This is a genomic window from Actinomadura sp. NAK00032, assembly GCF_013364275.1.
GTDB lineage: Bacteria > Actinomycetota > Actinomycetes > Streptosporangiales > Streptosporangiaceae > Spirillospora.
On the sequence record NZ_CP054932.1, the window covers coordinates 2692532 to 2710626 of the forward strand.

Sequence of the window (18095 nt, forward strand, 5' to 3'; positions counted from 1 at the left end):
GGCGCCCTGATAATCTGTAGACGTGCCCGAAAGGACACCGGCCAGGGCCAGGCCGTCATCGACCCGCCTCCGGGCGGGGAGACGAGAAGCCGCTCCCGGAACGGACAGGCTCAGACCCGGCAACGGGCCAGCCGCCTGGGATGCCCATGGCGGCTGATTTCACGCGTCCGCATGCCACTGAAGGCTTGGTGGGGCGCAGTCCCTCGGTCCGTCGCCTCGGCGACGGTGGGACCGCACCCGGGCGCAGGCAGACAACCAAATGCGGCCCGCCAGGGCCAGAGAAGGAGAGCACGGGCAATGGCACCCGTCGTCACCATGCGGCAGCTCCTTGAGAGCGGCGTCCACTTCGGCCACCAGACCCGCCGGTGGAACCCGAAGATGAAGCGCTTCATCCTCACCGAGCGCAACGGCATCTACATCATCGACCTGCAGCAGTCGCTGTCCTACATCGACCGCGCGTTCGAGTTCGTCAAGGCCACCGTGGCCCACGGCGGCACGATCCTGTTCGTCGGCACCAAGAAGCAGGCCCAGGAGTCCATCGCCGAGCAGGCGGCCCGGGTCGGCATGCCCTACGTGAACCAGCGCTGGCTGGGCGGCATGCTCACGAACTTCTCCACCGTCCACAAGCGGCTCACCCGGCTCAAGGAGCTGGAGGAGATCAACTACGACGACGTGGCCGGCTCCGGCATGACCAAGAAGGAGCTCCTCGGCCTGCGCCGCGAGAAGGACAAGCTGGAGCGCACCCTCGGCGGTATCCGCGACATGGCGAAGGTTCCGAGCGCCATCTGGATCGTGGACACCAAGAAGGAGCACATCGCGGTCAACGAGGCCAAGAAGCTCGGCATCCCGGTCGTCGCGATCCTCGACACCAACTGCGACCCCGACGAGGTCGACTACCCGGTCCCCGGCAACGACGACGCCATCCGCAGCGTCAGCCTGCTGACCCGCGTGGTGGCCGACTCCGTGGCCGACGGCCTGCTCGCCCGTGCGGGCGCCGCGACCGGCGGGGACGAGAAGCCGGCCGAGCGGGCGGCGGGCGCCGCCGAGCCGCTGGCCGAGTGGGAGCGCGACCTGCTGGAGAACAAGCAGGCCGAGGCCCCGGCGGACGCCGCCGCGAGCGCCGAGGCCGCGCCGGCCGCCGCGCCCGCCGAGGAGGCCGCGCCCGCCGAGCAGGCCCAGCCTGAGCAGGCGCCGGCCGAGTCGGCCGAGTCGGCCGAGCAGGCCGAGCAGGCGCCGGAGGCGGCTCCGCAGGCCGCCGAGGCCGAGCAGGCTTGATCCCGCGGTCCCGGCGGCCCCGGTGCGGGGCCGCCGGGACCGTCGCGGGTCCCACGACCAACGACGAGAGAAGCGAAGAGAGCGATGGCCAACTTCACCGCCGCTGACGTCAAGCGGCTCCGCGACCTGACCGGCTCCGGCATGATGGCCGTGAAGAACGCCCTCACCGAGGCCGACGGCGACTTTGAGAAGGCGACCGAGCTGCTGCGCCTCAAGGGCGCCAAGGACGTCGGCAAGCGCGCCGAGCGCACCGCCGCCAACGGCCTCGTCGCCGAGCACTTCAACGGCTCGGGTGACGGCTCGCTGCTGGAGCTCAACTGCGAGACCGACTTCGTCGCCAAGAACGCGCAGTTCATCGAGCTGGCCCAGCGCCTGGTCGAGTTCGCTGCCGGCAGCGGCGCCGCCGACGCTGCCGCGCTGTCGACCGCCGAGATCGAGCCCGGCAAGACCGTCCAGGCCCTGATCGAGGAGAACAGCGCCAAGATCGGCGAGAAGCTGGAGCTGCGCCGCTTCGCCCACTTCCAGGGCGCGTACGTGGCCAGCTACCTGCACAAGTCCGACCCGTCCCTGCCGCCGACCACCGGCGTGCTGGTCGAACTGGACAGCGAGAACGCCGAGGTCGCCAAGGACATCGCGCAGCAGATCGCCGCGATGGCGCCGAAGTACCTCACCCGCGAGGAGATCCCCGCCGAGGCGATCGAGAAGGAGCGGGCGCTCGCCGAGCAGCTCACCCGCGACGAGGGCAAGCCCGAGCAGGCCATCCCCAAGATCGTCGAGGGCCGGGTGAACGCCTACTTCCGCGACTTCGTGCTCGTGGAGCAGGCGTTCGTGAAGGACAGCAAGAAGACGATCGCCAAGGTCCTCGACGGGGCCGGTGTGAAGGTCGTCCGCTTCGCCCGGTTCAAGGTCGGGCAGGCGTAAGGGCACTCTGGAGACGGGTACCCGAGATATCGCAACGCAACGAGGAGGCCGCCGACGTGCCGGACAAGACGACCACTAGCGCGACGGCGGCCTCGTCGTCCGCCGGGCACGCGCCCGGCGGGCACGCTCCGCGCGCCGGCTGGAAGCGGGTCCTGCTGAAGCTCTCGGGCGAGGCCTTCGCCGGACGCGACCCGCTCGGCATCGACCCCGAGGTCGTCCAGCACGTCGCGGAGGCGATCGCCGAGGCCGTCCGGGACGGCGTGCAGGTGGCGGTCGTCTGCGGCGGCGGCAACATGTTCCGCGGCGCCGTCATGGCCGAACGCGGCATGGACCGCGGCCGCGCCGACTACATGGGCATGATCGGCACCGTCATCAACTGCCTCGCCCTCCAGGACTTCCTGGAGAAGCTCGGGCTGGACACGCGGGTGCAGACCGCCATCACCATGAGCCAGGTGGCCGAGCCCTACATCCCCAGGCGCGCCATACGGCACCTGGAGAAGGGCCGCGTGGTCATCTTCGGCGCGGGCCTCGGGCAGCCCTTCTTCTCCACCGACACCACCGCCGCCCAGCGCGCGCTGGAGATCGGTGCAGAAGCCGTCCTCAAGGCGACACAGGTGGACGGTGTGTACGACGCCGATCCACGAAAGAATCCAGACGCGGTCAAGTTCGACCGTTTGGATTACGGTGAAGTTCTACAGCGGGGCCTGAAGGTCATGGACGCCACGGCCATCAGTCTCTGCATGGACAACGCGCTCCCCATCGTGGTCTTCGATCTCATGGGGCAGGGCAACATCGTCCGGGCCGTCCGGGGTGAGAAGATCGGCACGCTGGTCAGCCCGGCCCAGGGCTGACCGCAGTCCACGCCGGTGCCCGGCGCACCGTGCAACCGCAGGAGCAGGGCCGACCAGATGACATGGGAGTCACAGTGATCGACGAGACCCTCCTCGAGGCCGAGGAGAAGATGGAGAAGGCGGTCGCGGTCGCCAAGGAGGACTTCCAGGCCATCCGCACCGGCCGGGTCACCCCCGCGATGTTCAACAAGATCACCGCCGAGTACTACGGGACGCCGACGCCGATCAACCAGCTCGCGTCGTTCACGCTGCCCGAGCCGCGCATGGTCATCGTCCAGGTCTTCGACAAGTCGTCCACGCAGGCGGTCGAGAAGGCGATCCGCGACAGCGACCTCGGCGTCAACCCGACCAACGACGGCAACGTGATCCGCGTCGTGTTCCCCGAGCTGTCGGAGGAGCGCCGCAGGGACCTCATCAAGGTCGCCGGGACGAAGGCGGAGGACAGCCGGGTCTCCATCCGCAACATCCGGCGCCGCGCCAAGGACGCCCTCGACAAGCTCGCCAAGGACGGCGAGGCCGGTGAGGACGACGTGCGGCGTGCCGAGAAGGAGCTCGACGACACGACGCACCGCTACGTGGCGCAGATCGACGAGCTGCTCGAGCACAAGAAGGCCGAACTGCTCGAAGTTTGATGGAACGCGACGACGCCGGGGAGCCCGTCGGCTTCCCGGACGAGCCGGAGGCCCACATGGCCGGCCCACCCCCCGGAGAAGCTCTGGACTCGTCCTCTAAGGAGGTCGTACCCCCAGAGGAGGCCCCCCTCGCGGACGTTCCGTCCGCCGGCGCCACCGCTGCGGCGCCTTCTGAGGCGTCCCCCGAGACGCTCGCCGACACATCCCCCGAGGCGCCCGCTGGGATCTCCTCTGGGACGCCCTCCGGGACGCCTGGAGGCAAGCGGGAGAGCAGGACGGGCCGCAACCTGCCACTTGCCATCGGCGTGGGCGCCGGGCTGGGCTCACTCGTCCTGCTGTCGCTCTACACCGTCAAGGAGATCTTCCTTGGCGTGATGGTGGTGTTCCTCTTCCTCGGCATGCGGGAGCTGACCGAGGCGCTCAAGAGCCGCGACATCCGCGTCCCGTTCATCCCGGTCGCCACCGGAATGGTCGGTACTCCGGTCGTCGCGTACGTGTGGGGCCCCACGGCCGCCGTGGCGGCCGTGTCCCTCACGGTGCTGGCCCTGTTGATGACGCGGATGACCGAAGGCGCCGATGGGTACGTGCGCGACGTCGCCGCGGGGTCGCTCGTGGCGGGCTACCTGGTGCTGATGGGCGGCATCGTCGCGCTGCTCATGCGGCCGGACGACGGCGACCACCGCATCGTCATCTTCATCGCCACGACCGTCGCCAGCGATATCGGCGGCTACTTCGCCGGGTCCTTCCTGGGCAAGCACAAGATGGCCCCCACGATCAGCCCCAAGAAGACCTGGGAGGGCGTCACCGGTTCGGCGATCGCCTGCATGGCCGTCGGCGGTTGGCTGGTCTGGTGGCTGCTGGACGGCGGTCAGGTCTGGCAGGGCGTGCTCATCGGGCTCGCCGCCGTGGTCACCGCGACCGCAGGCGACCTCGTCGAATCGATGATCAAGCGGGATCTCGGCATCAAGGACATGGGAACGCTCCTTCCCGGCCACGGCGGGGTGATGGACCGCCTCGACTCGCTGGTCGCGACGGCCCCGGTCGTGTGGCTTCTCCTGGAGTTGTTCCTGCCGAGCTAGGAGATGACCCAGGAACGGCCCTGCTGCGCAAGGCGCCGTATGAGCGCGTCCGAGCCTTCGCTCTTCGCGTAGCGGTGGTCCTCACCGGTGATGGGCACCAGCCACAGCCACCGGACGGCGTCGCCGCCCAGCGTGAGCCCGGTCATCGCGGGGGCTTCAGGGCCCGCCAGACGGGTCGGGTCGTCCAGGAGCAGGACGCCCTCCCAGGACGACTCGCCGCTGCTCAGCGGGAACGTACGGGCCTCGTGGTACCACTTGACGACGTCCCCTGGAGCGAACCAGGTCACCGACCGCCACGGGTACTGCGCCAGCCAGGGGAAGATGCTGCCGGCCTTCTGGCTGGGCAGTGTGCTGGCAACGGCCAGTTCAATACGTCCATACGGGGCGACGTCGTCTTCATACAGCTCGACCGTGGGCATGCGCTGGCGGCTCATGCCGACCGTGCTCAGGACGGTGAATTCGCGGTTGCTGCGTGCCGGACGCTCAGAAACGCCCACGGTCGGGGAGACCGCCGTCCTGCCGCCCGCCAGTTGCCGTCCTACGTCGTGCCAGTAGTGGCCACTTGGGCCGAGCCGTTGCAGCAAGTGGCCGAGCACCGACTGCTGGAACTCCGCCCAGGATCCGTCGGCGCGGCACCGCTTCCAATGGTCACGCGCCTGCTCGATGCGCGGCCCGAAGTTCTCGATCTCCTCGTCCAGGGGGAAGGCGAAGGGGCTCTGGTGCGCCGCGTCGCGCGCGTACCCGGGGATGCCGCGTCCCATGTCCGACCATCCGGGGATCACGATCAACGGGTCGCCCGCCTCCAGCACGGCGACACCGTCGCCCTCCTCGAACCACACGACCTCCAGGGCCTCGCCGTCCAGCGCTTTGCGGCCGGACGGATGGCGCACGTGGGATTCCGGCAGGAGAGGAGGGTCTCCCGTGTCCAAGCGGGACTGGTCCAGTTCCGGTGGGGCCTTGCGGTGGTTCGCGACCCAGGTCGCCCCGACCACAGAGTCGCGCGCGTCCTTCAGATAGGCCGCGGTGACGTCGCCGTCGGTCTCGATGACGAGCCGCCGACTGCCGTACGGGCTCGCCGCGGCGTGGACGACCTTGGCCGCGGAACCACGGGACGAGACACCGCCCCTACGCAAAACCGACATGATCGAGACCTTAGTCCTACACAAGGTCATGTGCAGGAATGTCGTCCTACGCGTCGAGGCGCCGTACGTGGACGGACGAGGCACAGGCCGGTGTTTGCGACACTGGAAGGACCATGTCTACGACCCAGCCCGCCACGACCGGTGCCGCGCCCAAGAAGACCCCGGCGAAGCTCGTCTTCGCCGCGCCCAGGCGCGGCAAGCCGCCGAGGCACCTCGCCGACCTCACCACCGCGGAGCGCCGCGAGGCGGTCGCCGAGCTGGGGGAGAAGCCGTTCCGGGCGGACCAGCTGTCACGGCACTACTTCGCCCGCCTGGTGGACGACCCCGCCGAGATGACGGATCTGCCGGCCGCCGTCCGCGAACGCCTGGTCTCCGAACTCCTGCCCTCGCTGCTGAGCCCCGTCCGCGAACTGGACTGCGACGGTGGGACGACCCTCAAGACGGTCTGGAAGGCCTTCGACGGCGTTCTGTTCGAGTCGGTGCTGATGCGCTATCCGGACCGGGCCACGATGTGCGTCTCGTCCCAGGCGGGGTGCGGCATGAACTGCCCCTTCTGTGCGACCGGCCAGGCCGGGCTGACACGCAACCTCTCCACCGCCGAGATAGTCGAACAGGTCGCCGCCGGCGCGCGCGCACTCGCGCGCGGGCGCATCCCAGGCGGGCCCGGTCGGGTCTCCAACATCGTCTTCATGGGCATGGGCGAGCCCCTGGCCAACTACAAGGCGGTCATCGGCGCCGTACGCCGCATCACAGATCCGGCACCCGCGGGCCTGGGCATCTCCCAGCGCTCGGTGACCGTCTCCACCGTCGGGCTCGTCCCGGCGATCGAGAAGCTCGCCGCCGAGGACATGTCCGTCCGGCTGGCGGTGTCCTTGCACGCCCCTGACGACGAGCTACGGGACGACCTCGTTCCCATCAACAACCGCTGGAAGGTGTCCGAGGTGCTGGACGCGGCATGGGCCTATGCCGACCGCAGCGGGCGCCGGGTGTCGATCGAGTACGCCCTCATCAAGGACGTCAACGACCAGGCATGGCGGGCCGACCTTCTCGGCAGGCTCTTGCGCGGGAATCTCGTTCACGTCAATCTGATCCCGTTGAATCCGACGCCGGGTTCCAAGTGGACCGCCTCCCGGCCCGAGGACGAGCGCGAGTTCGTCCGCCGCCTGGAGGCCCACGGGGTCCCGGTCACGGTGCGCGACACTCGGGGCAGGGAGATCGACGGGGCCTGCGGCCAGCTCGCCGCGTCGACCAGGGACTGAGCGCGCCGCGGGCGTGCTCCTCGCGTTCCGCGCGCGGGGTGAGGAGCACGGACCGGTGAGGACGAGCGCGCGATTGCCGGTGGTCCTGCGCGGCTATGACCGGCACCAGGTCGACACCCTGCTGCGACGGGTCGCGCAGGCGCTGAACGGCGGCCCCCCGATCTCGGTGGACGAGGTGCGTGAGAGCCGCTTCGACGTCGTCCTGCGCGGCTACGACAACCGCGCCGTGGACGAACTGCTGCGCGAATGCATCAGGGAGCTCCAGACCCGGGTCCCGATCGTGGAACGCCCTGGGCGCTCGCGCGCCCGGCCCGCCTGGCTGATCAACTGGATCCAGAGCGCCCGGTTCGCCGGCGCCGGCCTGCGCACCGGCTACGACGTCCGGGACGTGGACGCGTTCCTGGACCGCGTCGTCGCCGGCCTGCGCGGGTCCGCCCCGCCGGTGACCGCCCGCGATGTACGGGAATGCGCCTTCCGTGTCGTCCGCCTGGGGCCCGGTTACGATGAGCAGGACGTCGACCGCTTCCTGGTGCAGCTCGCCTCCGCCCTGGAGCGCTGACCGAAGTTATCCACAATTTCGCCGGATGCTGCGAACCCCGCCCCGCTCGGGTCACGCTACGTGCATGGACGATCTCATCGCGCATTTCCGCCGGCTCCGCCTCCTGCTCGAAGCGTTCCTGTCACCGGAGATCACGGCCGTCCTGCTGCCGCTGGCCAAGCCGGCGCTGCGACTGGGTGCCGGTGACGGCGTCCCCGTCCACCTCGGCGGCGCACCGCTTCTCCCGCCGGGGGAGACGTGGCCGGAGTGGAACGGCCGCCCGCTCGACTTCCTCGGCGCGATCGACTTCGCCGGACTCGCCGGCTTCGGCAAGATCCCCGGCCTGCCCAAGACCGGCACGACCGCCTTCTACTACACCACCGAGATCCCGCGGCCCTGGGGCAACGAGCCCGCGCACCGGGACGGCTGGCGCGTCTTCACCGGCACCCTCCGAGAAGCGACGCCACCGGCCAAGACGACCACGCCCCCCAAGACCACCCTGAGCGCCACCCCGTTCCTCTCCCTGCCCTCACCTCAGGAGCCCGCCGTCCAACGCCTGGAGACCATTTACAGCGGGGTGCTGCCCGTGTACGTACAACTCCACGCCGCGTGGACGCGACACACCTGGCCGGACGACACGCCTGCACACCAACTCGGCGGATGGCCCGCCCTCGTCCAACGCCCGCTGGGCCCCGACTGTCTGTACGCCTCGACGGGCCGCACCCTGACGTCCCTCCAGTCCCCGGCACTCACCCCCGATGAGCAGCGCACCGTAGAGGAGTGGCAACTCCTGCTCCAACTCGACTCCGACCCCCGCCTCGGCTGGTACTGGGGCGACCCAGGCCGCATCTACTTCTGCAACCGTCAGAACACCCCCTTGGAGGAATCCTGGCTAACCCTCCAAGCCGCCTGACCCCCACCCAAGGCCCCCTCCCCAACACAGCCCCACCGCCAGCACTGGCAGGAAGGCGTCCGCAGACCCTCAACCTGCCCCCTCCAAGCCGCCTGATGCCCTCAGCCAAAGCCGCACCCCCGAAACAGCCGCCCCTCGACGGCACTCGCCGGTCGGCGTCCGCAGTCCTCTCCCTGGCAGCCGCGTCACGCTCGACCGCACCGTCGAGGGCCTAGCCCAACACAGCGAAGCGCCCTGGCCAGACCAAGCGCACCAGCCGAGAGGGGTGATGAGAGCCGTCCGCGACGGCGCCCGACCAACAGACGATGTACACGTCCTACCGAACCGCCCCGCATGGCGTTACCTAAGGCAGAAGCCTTCCCGCCACCGCCGACGTGGGAGGCGAAGAAGGCGGCGGTGGGCGAGACGAGCCGTCCTGCGGTGTACAGCAGCCGTCTGCGCCCGTTACGGCGGCATGGAGACGTTGGCCACAGCGGCCTGGCGGTGGTGTTGGCGCGGCCATCACCTGACCTACCCGAGGGGCCGCCCGTGCCTCACACGGCGAACGGCTGACGGGCGGACACCAGAACAGGTTTCGGCCGCCAGCACTGCCACCGCCGTCCCGCACACCGGGCACGGCAAGCCGCACGCCTGCCCAACGCTGACTTCGGCGGGTGATGCCAGAGGAGGCGACATGGCGAGGTCGCTGGCGTGGCGGTGGTGTTGGCTGCTGCGACGCGATTGGGGACAGGATGCGCCGCGCCGTCCAGCACGAACGCCCGGGTTTGGGATCGGCTGGCCGATCGGTGGACGCCCTTGTTGGCGCTGACCGGCGTGCCCATCACGGTCGCCGCCGTCGTCTCGGGGATGCTCGCCTATGGCCGGTGCCGCGGGGGCCGAGCAGCCACTTGTAGCCGCCGCACACCAGCCAGTCGACGCGGTCGGCGGGCAGCGGCAGCCATCCGGCGGCCTGGGTGGCGTCCAGCAGGATCCGGGCGCCGTGCGCGCGGGCGGCGTTCGGCGTGTGGGCCGCCTACGCGGCGGGGCTGGCACTCATCGGCGTCGGCGCCGCCGGCCCCGGTGGCTCCGGTGCGGACGGGCGGCCCGGCGGGGAGCGGCCGCAGCGGATGCCGCCCTGGAGCCGGCCGCCCTCACGGGCCACGGCGGCGCCCTGCGGTGTGACGGGGATGCTCGTCTACGGCGGTGGGACGGCGATGCTCGCCTGCGGTGAGTGTGACGTTGGATTTCGGGTGCTGTGTGACAGTGCTGCTTGGTGCGGCGTGGTGGTGCTGGCCTGTGGCGGTGTGGCGGCCGGGGGGGGGGGGGGGGGGGGGGGGGGGGCGGCGGTGCTGGCCTGTGGCGGTGCGGCGGTGCGGCGGTGCGGCGGTGCGGCGGTGTGGCGGTGCTGGCGGTGCGGCGGTGCGGCCTGTGGCGGTGTGGCGGCCGGGGGTGTGGCGGCCGGGGGTGCGGCGGTGCTGGCCTGCGGCGGTGCTGGCGGTGCTGGCGGTGTGGCGGTCGGGGGTGGCTTACGGCGGTCTCGGGGTGGTGCTCGCGTATGGCTGTGTGTGAGCGGTGCTGCTAGGTCGGCGGGGCTCGGGCGGGGTGGCGGTGGGGGTTGTTATGGCGGTGTTTGTGGGGGCTGGTGTGGTGGGTGGGCGGGAGGACTGCCTCATTGGCGCCCGTGTGCGAGGAGCGGTGCGAGTGGACGCCACCTGGAGCTTGATGGGCTATGCGGCTGTGGTGCGGCGTGCGGTCGTGACGTAGAAGAAGCCGACGACCAAGGACCAGATGAGGAGGTGGAGGGCTATGGCGGGGAAGTCGGAGGCGAAGGCGTCGGGGCCGTCATGGGCCGCGCGCAGCCATTCGATCATCGGTACGGAGAGCCAGGCGAGGGGGCCGATGCCGAGGAGGAGGAGCGCGACGGCTCCGCCGAGAAGCGCGAGCAGCGAGACACCAGGGTCGGGGATGAGGGCGCGGCTCGTGCAGGCGCCGAGCAACGTCCCCGGGACGGCGACGAGGACGTTCAGTCCGAGCCCCGTCAGGATCGCTGAACCGGGGGAGCCCGCTTGGACGGCGTGCAGGAGAGGGACGGCCAAGGCGACGGCGCCCAGGCACAGGTTCACGCCATAGGCGGCGAGGAGCCCCGCCCAGACGGGGATGGACGGGCGGCGGACGGCGGTCGCCGTCAGTGCCCGCTGTTCATCGGGCGCCGTGTCGAGCAACGCGCGCGCCGCCCACGCCCACACGGGGAACATTACGGCCGCCACGTCCGCGAAGGTCATCGCGGCGAGATCGGCGGCATCGGGCCCGCTCGGTCCCTGGAAGAGGATCAGGGCCACGAAGAGGAGCACGAGGATGAGGGGGTGCAGGACGCGCAGCGAACGGACATAGCCCGCGACCTGGAACCGGACGAGCGCGATCACCGCTCGGGCCTCCGCACCCGGTAGCCGTCCGCCCGCAGCTTGGTCTCCACGGTGTCGGCCTCGTCGCCGGGCACCTCGACCTCGAGGAGCGTCCAGGCGGCGGTCTCGCCGGCGAGGTGGGTCACCAATGCGTCGGCGACCCGCAGCCTGTCGATGCCCGGCAGGGACTCGATACAGCGCTGGTGGTCGCTGACGACCACGGTGGTGCCGCCGGCTGCGAGTTCGGAGATCAGCGCGGGGAGTTCATCACGGGTGACCGCGTCCAGGCCCGCGAACGGCTCGTCCAAGACCAGGAGTTTCGGGTCGCCCATGAGGGCTTGGGCGAGCCCGATCTTCTGGGCGCTGCCCTTCGACAGTTCGGAGAGCCGCACATCGAGGAGGTGATCGAAGCGGAGCCGTTTCGACCACGCGGTGACCGTGTCCTCCGGCACCCGGCGGATGGCGGCCATGTGCCCCAGGTACCCGCGCACACTGAACGGCTGGTCCACGGGGAAGCGTTCGGGCGCGTACCCGACTCGCGCCGGCCGCTCCTTGACGGCGCCCGCACGCGGCCTCCGCAGTCCGGCGATCACCCGGAGCAGCGTGGATTTCCCGGCACCGTTGTGGCCCGTCACCTCGGTGACGCTCCCCGGGGAGAGGGCCAGGGTGACGTCCCTGAGCACCCAGGGATCCCTCCGCCGGTACCGGAAGGCGACGTTCTCCAGCCGCATGATCACCACACCGTAGACCCACCCTCATAAGGACGCCGTTAACGTCCTGCGCGGCGTGCGGGCCCGGTGCGGTGGAGGTTGTGTGGACGCGCGCTCCTGTGCGTCGTGTGCGGGGGGCGGTGGAGGTTGTGTGGACGCGCCATGAGGGGTGCTGTTGGTCAGTGGCCCGGGCTTGGGGGTGGGTTTTGGGGCTGGGGGTCTTTGGGGTGGGGGAGGATGGGGGCATGGGCGGGTGTGTGTTCTGCGAGATCGTCAAAGGGGAGCGGGCGGCGCATGTGGTGCTGGACGAGCCCGATGTGATGGCGTTTCTCGATGCGCGGCCCCTGTTCAAGGGACATACGCTGCTGGTTCCGCGGACGCACTATGAGACGCTCACCGATCTGCCCGGGGAGTTCCTCGGGCCGTTCTTCGGGTACGCGCAGCGGCTCGCGGGGGCGATGGAGTCGGTGCTCGGGGCGGCGGGGTCGTTCGTGGCGATGAACAACCGGGTCAGCCAGAGCGTGCCGCACCTGCACGTCCATGTGGTCCCGCGCAACCGCAAGGACGGGTTGCGCGGGTTCTTCTGGCCGCGGCAGAAGTACGCGTCGGACGAGGAGGCGGCCGAGTACGCCGAGCGCCTGGCCGGGGGGCTCAGCTCAGGTTGACCGCGGGCGCGGCCAGGGCCGTCAGGACGGCGGTGCAGGGGGCGGCCATTTCCGGCTCGGGCGGCGCCTCCTGGGCGGCCGCGTGTTCGTAGAGGTCGCGTTCGGCCCGGTCCAGGGCCGCGGACAGGACGTAGTCGGTGACCGTCCAGCCGATCAGCTCGGCCGCCTTGCGGATCACGAGGTACTGGTCGGCGGAGGTCGGGAAGGCGATGCGCTCGGTGGCGGGAAGGTCCTGGCGGACCGGCTCGGGCATGGCCGATCTCCCTCCTTACGGCATCTCAAAGTACGCCGTGCGGTGGTGCCGGGACATCCCCAATGAGAACGAGAATTGCGGGGGTCAGCGCGTTCCCCAGGAGTAGGTCTGCTTGCGGAGTTTCAGGTAGACGAAGCTCTCCGTGGAGACGACGCCGGGGACGGCGCGGATGCGCCCGAGGAGCTCCAGGAGGCGCTCGTCGTCCTCGCAGACGAGTTCGACGAGGATGTCGAACGAGCCGGCGGTGATGACGACGTAGTCGATCTCGGGGAGGTCGGCGAGCTCGTCGGCGATCTTCTCCAGGTCGCCCTCGCACTTGACGCCGATCATCATCTGCCGGGAGAAGCCGAGCATGAGCGGGTCGGTCACGCCGACGATCTGCATGACGCCGGTGTCCAGGAGCTTCTGGACGCGCTGGCGGACGGCGGCCTCGGAGAGGCCGACGGCCTTGCCGATGGCGGCGTAGGAGCGGCGGCCGTCCTGCTGGAGCTGCTCGATGATGTGCTTCGCGGTCTCGTCGAGCTGGACGCGTGCTGCGCGTTCCATGAGTTGGTCTCCTAGCTACGGCATCGAGAGTGTACGGCGTCTGCATCAAGTGAATCAGTCGCGAAACTGGATCGTAACAACGGAATCACTTGTAATGGGGGGAGTCGTCTGTAAGGGTCTGGGCCTACAGGACACAACGGGCACCGGTGCCCAGGAGGGACCTGAGGATGCGCGGCGAGCGGCTGCGCAACTTTATCGGCGGCGAGTACGTGGACGCCAAGGACGGGCGGACGCTGGAGGTGGCCGATCCGAGCACCGGCGAGGTGTACGCGGAGGCCCCGGTGTCCGGCGCCGCGGACGTCGACGCCGCGTTCCGCGCGGCGGCCGGCGCGTTCCCCGCCTGGCGCGACGCCACGCCGGCGGAGCGGAGCCTGGCGATGCTCCGGTTCGCGGACGCCGTCGAGGCGCGCGCGCAGGACCTCGTCGAGGCGGAGGTCCGCGACACGGGCAAGCCCGTCCAGCTGACCCTGGACGAGGAGATGCCGCCGATGGTGGACAACCTCCGCTTCTTCGCGGGGGCGTCGCGGGTCCTGGAGGGCAAGGCGACCGGCGAGTACATGGCGGACCACACCTCCTCGGTCCGCCGCGAGCCGATCGGGGTGTGCGCGCAGGTCACGCCGTGGAACTACCCGATGATGATGGCGGTCTGGAAGTTCGGCCCGGCGCTGTCGGCGGGCAACACGGTGGTGCTGAAGCCGTCCGAGACGACGCCGGCGAGCACGCTGATGCTGGCGGAGATCGCGGCCGAGTTCCTGCCGCCGGGCGTGTTCAACGTGATCTGCGGCGACCGCGACACCGGCCGCGCCCTGGTGGAGCACCCGACGCCGCAGATGGTGTCCATCACCGGCAGCGTCCGGGCCGGGATGGAGGTCGCCGCGGCGGCGGCCAGGGACCTCAAGCGCGTCCACCTGGAGCTGGGCGGCAAGGCGCCGGTGGTGGTGTTCGACGACGCCGACGTCGAGGCCGCCGCGACCGGCATCGCCGAGGCCGGGTACTTCAACGCCGGGCAGGACTGCACCGCCGCCACGCGGGTGCTCGTCGCCGAGCGGCTGCGGGGCGCGTTCACCGAGGCGCTCGTCGAGGCCGCCAAGGGCACGGTGGTGGGGCCGCCGAGCGACACCGACGCCTACTACGGGCCGGTCAACAGCGAGAACCAGCTGGCCCGGGTGCAGGGGTTCATCGACCGGGCGCCGAGCCACGCGGAGGTCCTGGCCGGCGGTGAGCGCGTCGGCGACCGCGGCTACTTCTTCGCGCCGACCGTCGTCGGCGGCCTGAAGCAGGACGACGAGATGGTGCAGGACGAGGTGTTCGGCCCGGTCATCACCGTGCAGGGCTTCTCGGACGAGCAGCAGGCCGTCGCGTGGGCGAACGGCGTCAAGTACGGCCTCGCCGCGAGCGTGTGGACGCGGGACCACGGCCGCGCCATGCGCATGACCAAGGCCCTCGACTTCGGCGCCGTGTGGGTCAACACCCACATCCCGTTCGTGTCGGAGATGCCGCATGGCGGCTTCAAGCACTCCGGCTACGGCAAGGACATGTCGATGTACGGCATCGAGGACTACACCCGCGTCAAGCACGTCATGCACTACATCGGCGGCTGACCGTCCCGTACGAGCCCGCGAAGGAAGACCCGCCATGACCGAGACCCAGCAGGCCCCGGCGCGCGAAGACCCGGGGCGCACCGTCCCCGCCATCGAGCTCGCGGGGGTGCGGAAGGCGTACCACGCCCACGGCGAGACCGTGGCCGCGGTCCGCGGCGTGGACCTGGAGATCGCGCAGGGCGAGTTCTTCTCGCTGCTCGGCCCGTCCGGCTGCGGCAAGACGACGACCATGCGCATGATCGCCGGCTTCGAGGAGCCGACGGCGGGCCGGGTGCACCTGCTCGGCCGGGACGTCACCGGCGTGCCGCCCAACCGGCGCGACGTGAACATGGTGTTCCAGTCGTACGCGCTGTTCCCGCACATGAGCGTCTTCGAGAACGTCGCGTTCGGGCTGCGCCGGCGCGGCGTCCCGAAGGCCGAGATCACCGAGCGGGTCGGCGACATGCTGGGCATCGTCGACCTGGCCGGACGGGAGAGGCGCCGTCCGGCCGAGCTGTCCGGCGGCCAGCAGCAGCGGGTCGCGCTGGCCCGCGCGCTGGTGAACCGGCCGCGCGCCCTGCTGCTGGACGAGCCGCTCGGCGCGCTCGACCTGAAGCTGCGGCAGGCGATGCAGGTCGAGCTGAAGCGGATCCAGCGGGAGGTCGGCATCACGTTCGTGTACGTGACGCACGACCAGGGCGAGGCGCTGACCATGTCGGACCGCATCGCCGTCATGAACGACGGGCTGATCGAGCAGCTCGGCACGCCGCGGGAGATCTACGAGCATCCCGCGTCGCGGTTCGTGGCCGGGTTCATCGGGACGTCCAACCTGCTCGGCGGGGAGGTCGCCGAGACCGGGCCGGGCACCGCGGTGATCTCCTACGGCGCGGACGGCCGCATCGAGGTCCCGGTGCGGGACGGGCTGGCGGTCGCGGCGGGGGAGCGGCTGGAGCTGACCGTCCGGCCCGAGAAGATCGGCATCGGGCCGGACCGGCCGGCGGACGGCCTGTGCGGCGTCCGCGGCACCGTGACCGAGGTCGTGTACCTCGGGACGTCGACGAACTACAACATCACCACCGCCGCCGGAGCCGACGTCGTCGTCTTCCTGCAGAACGCCGCGTCCGCCGACGACATCGCCGTCCGCGGCGACGCCGTCTGGCTGTCGTGGGACCCGCGCCACTCTTACGCCATAGGAGCCCCCCAGTGAGCAACTTCGATCCCGCCTTCCTGCGCGGACTCACGCGGCCGCGCCTGGCACGTGCCGGCTTCGCCCGGCGGGACGTCCTGCGGATGATGGGCGCGGCCGGTGCGGGCCTCGCGCTGTCCGCGTGCGGCGTGCAGGGCCAGGGCGGCAAGGAGAAGGTCAGCCGGACCGACGTGCAGGAGTTCTGGGCGGGCAAGGCCGAGAAGGGCAGCCTCAACTGGGCGAACTGGCCGGGCTACATGCAGGACGACCGGGCGACGATCAAGGCGTTCGAGAAGGAGACGGGCATCAAGGTGACCTACAAGGAGGTCATCCAGGAGATGGGCCCGTGGTTCGGCAAGATCCAGGCGCCGCTGTCGGCGGGCCAGTCCATCGGGTTCGACCTGATGGTGATGACGAACGGCATCCAGCTGGAGCAGTGCCGCCAGCTCGGCTACCTGGCGCCGCTCGACCTGGCGAAGCTGCCGAACTTCCAGAAGAACGCGGGGGAGTCGTTCAAGAACCCGTCGTACGACCCCGGCAACGCGCACACGATCCCGTACGAGTCGGGCGTCACCGGCATCGCGTACAACACCAAGTACGTCGACGAGGAGATCACGAGCATCGCCCAGCTCTTCGACGCCAGGTACAAGGGCAAGGTCGGCATGATGGCCGACTCGCAGGAGCTCGGGAACTTCGGGATGTTCCTGCTCGGCGTCGACCCGGAGAAGTCGACGAAGGCCGACTGGGAGAAGGCCGCCGCGAAGCTGCGCGAGCAGCGCGACAAGGGCATCGTCCGCAAGTACTACAGCCAGGACTATGTGGACGCCGTCAGCAAGGGCGACGTGTGGATGACGATGGCGTGGTCCGGTGACGTCTACAGCCTCACCAGCCCGGACGTGAAGTTCGTGGTGCCCGGGGAGGGCGGCACGATCTGGACCGACAACCTGTGCATCCCGAAGACCGCCGAGAACCCGGTGGACGCGCTGACGCTCATGGACTGGCTGTACGTCCCGGAGAACAACGTCCCGCTGACCGAGTTCATCAACTACATGCCGCCGATCCCGTCCACCCAGGAGCTGCTGAAGCAGAAGGCGGCCGCTGCCTCGGGCGACGACAAGAAGGACCTGACCCGGCTCAGCACCAGCCCGCTGATCTTCCCGACGCAGGCCGACCTGGCGAAGCTGCGGCACTACCGGCGGCTCACCCAGGCCGAGGAGGCCGAGTACCAGAAGATCTTCGAGCCCATCGCCAAGGGGTCGTGATGGCGCGGGGGGAGCCGCGGCGGGGGCGGGGACGGCTCGCGCCGTACCTCATGATCCTGCCGAGCGGGCTGTGGATGGCTGCGTTCTTCCTCGTCCCGATGGTGCTGATGGTGTCCCTGTCGCTGCAGACGGGCAACCTGATCGACGGGTTCCGGCAGACGTTGCACTGGCAGAACTACCTCGACGGGCTCGACACCTACGGCGACAAGTTCGTCCGGTCGCTGTGGTACGGGTTCCTGGCGACCGCCGCGTGCATCGCGCTCGCCTACCCGGCCGCGTACTGGATCGCGTTCCGCGGCGGCCGGCACAAGTCCACGTACCTGTTCCTCCTCCTGCTCCCGTACTTCGTCTCGTTCATCCTGCGGACGGTGTCGTGGAAGCTGGTGCTGACCGACAACGGCCCCGTCCTCGGGCCGCTGCGCCACAGCGGGATCCTCCCGGACGGCTTCCACATCCTGGACACCGGCGTCGCGGTCGTCTCCGGCCTCACCTACAACTTCCTGCCGTTCATGGTGCTGCCGATCTACGTGGCGCTGGAGCGGATCGACCACCGCGTGGTCGAGGCGGCCTACGACCTGTACGCGAGCCGCGTGCAGGCGTTCGCGAAGGTGATCCTGCCGCTGTCGCTGCCCGGCGTCTTCGCCGGCGTGATCATGACGTTCGTGCCGGTGTCGTCCGACTACGTCAACGCCGAGGTGCTCGGCGGCCCGCAGAACACCATGATCGGCAACGTGATCCAGACCGAGTACTTCAACAACAGCGCCTATCCGACGGCGTCGGCGCTGTCGTTCTCGCTGATGGCGATCCTGCTCGTCGGGATCTTCGCCTACGCGCGCACCCTCGGCACGCAGGACGTTCTGGAGGCGGCGGGACGATGACCACGCTCACCACCCCGCGGACCC

18 protein-coding genes and 1 pseudogene are annotated in these 18095 nt (G+C 70.2%); 13 read left to right on the forward strand and 6 right to left on the reverse strand.

What is annotated here, in order from left to right; translation table 11 throughout:
- Positions 1-297: 297 nt before the first annotated feature.
- The 5 genes from rpsB to HUT06_RS12650 all read left to right on the forward strand — a co-directional run bounded on the left by rpsB (position 298) and on the right by HUT06_RS12650 (position 4758).
- Positions 298-1275 carry a 30S ribosomal protein S2 gene (gene rpsB, locus HUT06_RS12630; RefSeq protein WP_176195896.1) on the forward strand — a complete coding sequence of 326 codons (978 nt, stop codon included), beginning with the start codon at positions 298-300 and terminating at the stop codon, positions 1273-1275.
- 84 nt (positions 1276-1359) lie between these two features.
- Positions 1360-2196 (forward strand): translation elongation factor Ts, encoded by an 837-nt coding sequence (gene tsf / locus HUT06_RS12635; protein WP_176195897.1) that lies wholly within the window; start codon positions 1360-1362, stop codon positions 2194-2196.
- Positions 2197-2348: 152 nt separating this feature from the next.
- Positions 2349-3047 (forward strand): UMP kinase, encoded by a 699-nt coding sequence (gene pyrH, locus HUT06_RS12640; protein WP_245868246.1) that lies wholly within the window; start codon positions 2349-2351, stop codon positions 3045-3047.
- Positions 3048-3121: 74 nt separating this feature from the next.
- Complete coding sequence (gene frr, locus HUT06_RS12645; RefSeq protein ID WP_176201320.1) at positions 3122-3679, forward strand: ribosome recycling factor; 558 nt, start codon at positions 3122-3124, stop codon at positions 3677-3679.
- Positions 3679-4758, forward strand: a complete 1080-nt coding sequence (locus HUT06_RS12650) for a phosphatidate cytidylyltransferase (RefSeq protein WP_254715139.1) — start codon at positions 3679-3681, stop codon at positions 4756-4758. The genes frr and HUT06_RS12650 overlap by 1 nt, the downstream gene beginning before the upstream one ends.
- On the opposite strand, the gene HUT06_RS12655 is transcribed toward HUT06_RS12650, so the two are convergent.
- Positions 4755-5900, reverse strand: coding sequence for a suppressor of fused domain protein (locus tag HUT06_RS12655; protein ID WP_176195899.1), 1146 nt, complete (start codon positions 5898-5900; stop codon positions 4755-4757). The two genes, HUT06_RS12650 and HUT06_RS12655, sit on opposite strands and share 4 nt — an antisense overlap.
- Before the next feature lie 113 nt (positions 5901-6013).
- Here HUT06_RS12655 and rlmN point away from each other — a divergent pair, with 113 nt between their 5' ends.
- The 3 genes from rlmN (at position 6014) to HUT06_RS12670 (ending at position 8610) form a co-directional block, all read left to right on the forward strand.
- Positions 6014-7159, forward strand: a complete 1146-nt coding sequence (gene rlmN / locus HUT06_RS12660; protein ID WP_176195900.1) for a 23S rRNA (adenine(2503)-C(2))-methyltransferase RlmN — start codon at positions 6014-6016, stop codon at positions 7157-7159.
- 55 nt (positions 7160-7214) lie between these two features.
- On the forward strand, positions 7215-7718 hold the full coding sequence (locus tag HUT06_RS12665) for a DivIVA domain-containing protein (protein WP_176195901.1): 504 nt from the start codon (positions 7215-7217) through the stop codon (positions 7716-7718).
- Between the two features lie 64 nt (positions 7719-7782).
- Positions 7783-8610 (forward strand): DUF1963 domain-containing protein, encoded by an 828-nt coding sequence (locus HUT06_RS12670; protein WP_176195902.1) that lies wholly within the window; start codon positions 7783-7785, stop codon positions 8608-8610.
- Positions 8611-9475: 865 nt separating this feature from the next.
- On the opposite strand, the pseudogene HUT06_RS44515 reads toward HUT06_RS12670, so the two are convergent.
- The 3 genes and pseudogenes from HUT06_RS44515 to HUT06_RS12680 all read right to left on the reverse strand — a co-directional run.
- Positions 9476-9604, reverse strand: a pseudogene (locus tag HUT06_RS44515) (aminotransferase); the annotation flags it as partial.
- A 712-nt stretch (positions 9605-10316) separates the two neighbouring features.
- Complete coding sequence (locus HUT06_RS12675) at positions 10317-11012, reverse strand: hypothetical protein (protein WP_176195903.1); 696 nt, start codon at positions 11010-11012, stop codon at positions 10317-10319.
- Positions 11009-11722, reverse strand: coding sequence for an ATP-binding cassette domain-containing protein (locus HUT06_RS12680; protein ID WP_176195904.1), 714 nt, complete (start codon positions 11720-11722; stop codon positions 11009-11011). Before HUT06_RS12680 ends, HUT06_RS12675 begins: the two co-directional genes overlap by 4 nt.
- A 224-nt stretch (positions 11723-11946) precedes the next feature.
- On the opposite strand from HUT06_RS12680, the gene HUT06_RS12685 reads away from it, so the two are divergent.
- Positions 11947-12366: an HIT family protein gene (locus tag HUT06_RS12685; RefSeq protein WP_176195905.1), complete on the forward strand. Its 420-nt coding sequence runs from the start codon at positions 11947-11949 to the stop codon at positions 12364-12366.
- Here HUT06_RS12685 and HUT06_RS12690 read toward each other — a convergent pair.
- Positions 12353-12619, reverse strand: coding sequence for a DUF1778 domain-containing protein (locus tag HUT06_RS12690; RefSeq protein ID WP_176195906.1), 267 nt, complete (start codon positions 12617-12619; stop codon positions 12353-12355). The two genes, HUT06_RS12685 and HUT06_RS12690, sit on opposite strands and share 14 nt — an antisense overlap.
- 84 nt (positions 12620-12703) lie before the next feature.
- The gene (locus tag HUT06_RS12695) at positions 12704-13165 is read right to left on the reverse strand and encodes an Lrp/AsnC family transcriptional regulator (RefSeq protein ID WP_176195907.1); all 462 of its coding nucleotides are present in this window, start codon (positions 13163-13165) and stop codon (positions 12704-12706) included.
- Positions 13166-13332: 167 nt separating this feature from the next.
- On the opposite strand from HUT06_RS12695, the gene HUT06_RS12700 reads away from it, so the two are divergent.
- From HUT06_RS12700 to HUT06_RS12715, 4 genes are read left to right on the forward strand one after another with little or no spacing between them, the layout of a single operon-like run.
- A complete protein-coding gene (locus HUT06_RS12700) occupies positions 13333-14766 on the forward strand; it encodes a gamma-aminobutyraldehyde dehydrogenase (protein WP_176195908.1) in 1434 nt (477 codons plus the stop codon).
- 34 nt (positions 14767-14800) lie between these two features.
- On the forward strand, positions 14801-15952 hold the full coding sequence (locus tag HUT06_RS12705; RefSeq protein WP_176195909.1) for an ABC transporter ATP-binding protein: 1152 nt from the start codon (positions 14801-14803) through the stop codon (positions 15950-15952).
- Positions 15949-17193 carry a spermidine/putrescine ABC transporter substrate-binding protein gene (locus HUT06_RS12710; protein WP_254715140.1) on the forward strand — a complete coding sequence of 415 codons (1245 nt, stop codon included), beginning with the start codon at positions 15949-15951 and terminating at the stop codon, positions 17191-17193. Before HUT06_RS12705 ends, HUT06_RS12710 begins: the two co-directional genes overlap by 4 nt.
- Positions 17193-18071, forward strand: coding sequence for an ABC transporter permease (locus HUT06_RS12715; RefSeq protein WP_176195910.1), 879 nt, complete (start codon positions 17193-17195; stop codon positions 18069-18071). The genes HUT06_RS12710 and HUT06_RS12715 overlap by 1 nt, the downstream gene beginning before the upstream one ends.
- Positions 18072-18095 lie beyond the last annotated feature (24 nt).